The sequence below is a fragment of the Faecalibacterium sp. genome, from assembly GCF_052358865.1.
In the GTDB taxonomy this organism is placed as follows: Bacteria; Bacillota; Clostridia; order Oscillospirales; family Ruminococcaceae; genus Faecalibacterium; species Faecalibacterium butyricigenerans.
Genome location: NZ_DAWCVJ010000119.1, coordinates 1 through 4,825, shown reverse-complemented (window position 1 = coordinate 4,825; position 4,825 = coordinate 1). Strand labels below are relative to the sequence as shown.

The following is a 4,825-nucleotide window of genomic DNA, read 5'->3' as shown; positions in this document are numbered from 1 at the left end:
CCAACATTCTGGAGACCATCAAGCTGCTGGCCTTTTCCGACCCGTTCCCCATCGAACAGGACTGCATCCATCTCCAGAACGGCGTGTACCACCTGCCGGACGGCTCTTTTCAGGAGACCCGGCTGTTCTGCCAGAACCGCCTGCCCGTGAAGTACGACCCCAAAGCACCTAACCCGGAACGCTGGCTTACCTTCCTGCACGAGCTGCTGGACGATGCCGACATCCCCACCTTGCAGGAATATCTGGGTTACTGCCTGATCCCCAGCACCAAGGGGCAGAAGATGATGCTCATTGTCGGCAAGGGCGGCGAAGGTAAGTCCCGCATCGGGCTGGTGCTGAAACGGCTCATGGGAGATGCCGCCAGCAACGGCAGCGTCCAGAAAGTCGAGAACAACCGCTTTGCCCGCGCCGATCTGGAACGCCGCCTGCTGATGATCGACGATGACATGGACATGAACGCCCTGCCCAAAACGAATTATATCAAGACCATCGTGACCGCCGAAGCCAAGCTGGACTTGGAGCGCAAGGGTATCCAGAGCTACCAGCGGGACATTTACGCCCGGTTCCTCTGTTTTGGCAACGGTGCGCTGACATCACTGTACGACCATTCAGACGGCTTCTTTCGCCGCCAACTTATCCTGACCACCAAGGACAAGCCTGCTGGCCGTGTAGATGACCCTTTCCTTGTCGAGAAGATGTGCGCCGAGTTGGAGGGCATCCTGCTCTGGTGTCTGGAAGGACTGCATCGGCTGGTGCAGAACAGCTTCCGCTTCACGGTCAGCCCCAAAGCCGCCGCCAACGTGGACACCATCAAGCGCAGCAGCAACAATGTCATTGACTTTATGGAATCTGAGGGCTATTTCCGCTTCAAGGCGGACTACTCCATCAGTTCCAAGGATTTCTACGAGATCTACAAACTGTGGTGCGAGGACAACGCCTGTCACAGCGTATCGGCGATCCGTTTCAGTGCAGAACTGCGCCAGAATGACCGCCGCTATAACCTTGAATCCACCAACAACATCTACCTGCCCGGTGGCCGCAGGGTGCGCGGTTTCGTGGGCATCGAGCCGCTTGTCCACTCCTGCCCGTAAAAAGTGCATTTTTTCACGAAAGAAGTTCGTACAACCTGTACGGTCTGTACTCGTACGCATCCGTACGGCAGATTTCAGAAAATTAAAACGTGTTATCGTTTATATTTCACTTATCCGTGCGCCGTACGAACCGTACAGGTTATTTGAACTCCGTACGCGATTTTTTAGATGCGTACGGAGCAATCAAGTTCGCATTGTGCGAACTTGATTGTAGCTCTCCCACAGGAGACGTTCTCCCTCGTTCCCCCTCGGAGAGCCCACTACACTTTGCAGACCGCAGGGCTGAAAGTGTCATAGTGGGTTATTACACTTCCGCAGAAGTGCATCTCCGTTCCCCGTCACCTCTCAATGAACCTTGAAAGGAGGAATGCCCTTTGGCAAGAAATGATGGCATCGACCGCACCAGTGTCCGAAACCTTGCCGTTTCGGACAAGGCCGTTGGCAACACCCAGCAGCACAATGAGCGCGAAAAGGACAGCTATCGGAACCCCGACATTATCCCCCAGCGCACTGCATGGAACGTCCACTTCAAAAAGCCTGCCGCCAGTTATACCGACCTGTTCGCCCAGATGGAAGCCAACGGCACGATCTCCACCCGTGGTTTGAAGCCGGATGCCACCCACTACTGTGAGCTAATTTTTGATGTCAACTCTGCCTATTTCGACAACCACGGCGGCTACGAGTTCGCTAAGCAGTTCTACGCAGATGCCTATAAAGCCGCTGTCCAAATCGTGGACGGTGAGCAGTATATCCTCTCGGCAGTCATGCACGCCGATGAGATCAACCGTGCCATGACCGAAGCATTAGGCCGTGAAGTCTACCACTATCATCTCCATGTGGTCTATGTGCCTGTGGTGGAAAAGCAAATCCTGTGGTCGAAACGCTGCAAGGACAAAGCACTGGTCGGCACAGTCAAGGAGACCGTCATGCAGGTCAGCCGGAGCAAGAAGTGGGCTTCCAAGCCCTTGCTGGACGATGCCGGAAAGCCTGTCCTGCAAAAGAACGGCAAGCCAGTCCTGAAGAAGTCGTACAGTGTCCTGCAAGACGATTTCTTCAACTATATGCGCAATGCTGGGTACACGGATGTAGAGCGTGGTGAGCGTGGCAGCACTGAAGAACACCTGACCGTCACCCAGTTCAAAGTCCAGCGGGAACAGGAACGGCTGGACATCCTGACCGCCCAAGCCGACCAGCAGGCACAATCGCTTGCTAAAACCAGTCAGACCCTTTCCAAAAAGGAAAAGGAACTTGCCGCTGTGCAGAAAAAGGCCACACTCACAAAAGAAGCCCTCATTCATGCGCGCGATCTGGATTATATCGGCAAGCGCACCTTTCTCGGTAACTACTCGCTGACCGAGGAAGAATTCTCCAAACTGAAAAAACAGGCTGACCACGGCTATATGATGGATGTAGAGAACCGCCGCCTGAAAGAAGAACTTTCCACCGCCAAGAAGGAAGCTGTTCATTGGGGTCAAAAGTATCATGAACTCTGGTACGAAGTGAAGCCCTATCTGGACGCCCTCCACCGTGCACCTGAACTGGTTCGCAGCTTTCTGGAAAAGATTCTTGCCCCCAAGCAGGAGCGCACCATGAATGTACAGCAGCGAAACCGCAAGCGTGGGCAGGATGTAGAACTTTAAACTGAATTTTTAGATAATATGACAATACAAGGAGAAATGCTTATGGATTTTGACCGTAATTCTATGAACGTCCCTGTGCAATCTTCCGATTATACGAAAAAGTTCTTGCAAAAGGACTCGAATCTCACTACAATGGAGGTGGTCACTCAAACCAATGCCGTCAAGTCTCCGACTGACAGCCCGGAAACCACGAAGCTGGTGTACACGGTGAACGATATTGCACGAATGCTGGCCATCAGTCTGCGCTCTGCTTACAACCTGTGCAACAGCACCACCGAATTCCGTGTTCTGCGGGTAGGCGGAAGCATCCGTGTACCGAAAGACAGTTTCGATGCGTGGCTCTACCGAGCAGCTTGATAAGGAGGCAAACAGTATGGCATATATTACGAAGCGCGGCAACTCTTACAGCGTCCGATACACCTACGAAGATGAACACGGCAAAAGCTGCGACAAATGGGAAAGTTTTCCCACAAAAGAGGAGGCAACGAACCGAAAAAAGCAAATCGAGCATGAACTGGCCGCCGGCACGTTCCTGATTCCGTCCTCGGTGACGGTGGCAGAGTTCCTCATGGATTGGCTGCCCAAGCAGTGCAGCAAGCACAAGTGGGCACCCAAAACCTACGAATCCAACCTCTCCACCATCCAAAACCTCATCATCCCCTATATTGGCAGCATGGAGATACAGAAACTCAAGCCCTACCACATGGAAAACCTCTATACGACCTTGAGCAAAACGCCCTGCGGTTCGTATATCGAGGGAAAAAAGCAGGAACTGACCAAAAAGCAGAAGCAGCGGTTCCTTTCCGGCACGACTATCCACGAGGTTCATCGGCTGCTGGGTACAGCGTTCCAGTATGCCGTAGAGTGGGGCATCCTGATTAAAAGTCCTGTTCCCGTGGACAGCCCCAAGAAGTCCACGCAGGAGCGCATCATCTGGACGGTAGAGGAAATGCGAGCAGCTCTGGACAGCATGGAGGACCCCATCCTGCATCTGGCAGTCCACCTCACATTGGTGGGCGCACTGCGGGAGGGCGAGATCGTAGGTCTGACCCCGGAAGATCTCGATTTTGATGCCGCAGATGGCATCGGAACGTTTCGTATCAACAAGTCCATGCAGCGAGTGCGAAAAGAAGCCCTGAACCAAGTGGACGATGGCTGCATCATCAAGGTGTTCCCGGACAAGCTAGAACGCAGCACCACTTCCCTCATCCTGAAAAGCACCAAAACGGCGTCCTCCTGCCGCACTATCTTTATGACCTCTGCACTGAAAGAGGAATTGAAGAAGTGGCTGAATCAGTTGGCGGCAGACGAGATGAAAGACCCGACCCGCTATCGTGACAGCGGAATGCTGTTCCGTCTGCCCAACGGTCTGGCGGTAGAGCCTGTGTTGATTCGCAAGAAGTTCCTCAAATGGCAGGATGCACACCCGGAATTCCCCCGCATTGTGTTCCACGGTCTGCGGCATTCCAGTGCCACCTACCAGCTGATGATCTCCGGCGGCGATGTGAAGGCCGTTCAGGGCACCACAGGACACGCTACGGCGGATATGCTGGTGAACACCTACGCTCATATCCAGCAGTCCTCCCGTGTGGAGCTGGGCAGGAAGTTTGAGGAAGGGTTCTATGCCAAACAGGAAAGCCCCAGCCCGCAGGCTGTACCCGCCGAAGGCGAACCGACCATCTCTATGACCGCTTTGCTGGAACTTTTGAAGAATGCAGACCCCGAAGTAAAGGCGCAGCTCCGTCTGGCTCTGCTGACCTGATGCAAAATCCGACACGCATTTTCAAGCAATTTCGCCCCTTGCAAAATCTGCTGGCGAAAACTACGACCGTGCAAAAACCGTGCATTGACCGTGCAATCCCCGATTTTTCGGGGTTACATAACAAAAAAGAACGCCAAATCTTACGATTTGACGTTCAATATCTGGTGCACCTCCAGGGACTCGAACCCTGGGCCCACTGATTAAGAGTCAGTTGCTCTACCAACTGAGCTAGAGGTGCATATTGTCAAGATGCGGTTTCTTCATCCTGACAACTATGAGTCGGCGACTACCTATTTTCACAAGCCGTTTCCAGCTAACTATCTTGGGCACGA

The 4,825-nt window shown here is 53.4% G+C and carries 4 protein-coding genes and 1 tRNA gene; 4 read left to right on the top strand and 1 reads right to left on the bottom strand.

From position 1 onward, the window contains the following. From ACT8X9_RS12820 to ACT8X9_RS12805, 4 genes are all read left to right on the top strand, one after another. The coding region (locus tag ACT8X9_RS12820; RefSeq protein WP_444269248.1) for a DNA primase family protein at positions 1-1,091 on the top strand (1,091 nt) is incomplete at its 5' end. Between the two features lie 374 nt (positions 1,092-1,465). Continuing rightward, complete coding sequence (locus ACT8X9_RS12815) at positions 1,466-2,731, top strand: plasmid recombination protein (protein ID WP_444269247.1); 1,266 nt, start codon at positions 1,466-1,468, stop codon at positions 2,729-2,731. 42 nt (positions 2,732-2,773) lie between these two features. Continuing rightward, positions 2,774-3,088, top strand: a complete 315-nt coding sequence (locus tag ACT8X9_RS12810) for a helix-turn-helix domain-containing protein (RefSeq protein ID WP_370569220.1) — start codon at positions 2,774-2,776, stop codon at positions 3,086-3,088. Positions 3,089-3,104: 16 nt separating this feature from the next. Beyond that, positions 3,105-4,493, top strand: a complete 1,389-nt coding sequence (locus ACT8X9_RS12805) for a site-specific integrase (RefSeq protein ID WP_444269246.1) — start codon at positions 3,105-3,107, stop codon at positions 4,491-4,493. Positions 4,494-4,655: 162 nt separating this feature from the next. Here ACT8X9_RS12805 and ACT8X9_RS12800 read toward each other — a convergent pair. Continuing rightward, positions 4,656-4,731 (bottom strand) — tRNA-Lys (locus tag ACT8X9_RS12800). Positions 4,732-4,825 lie beyond the last annotated feature (94 nt).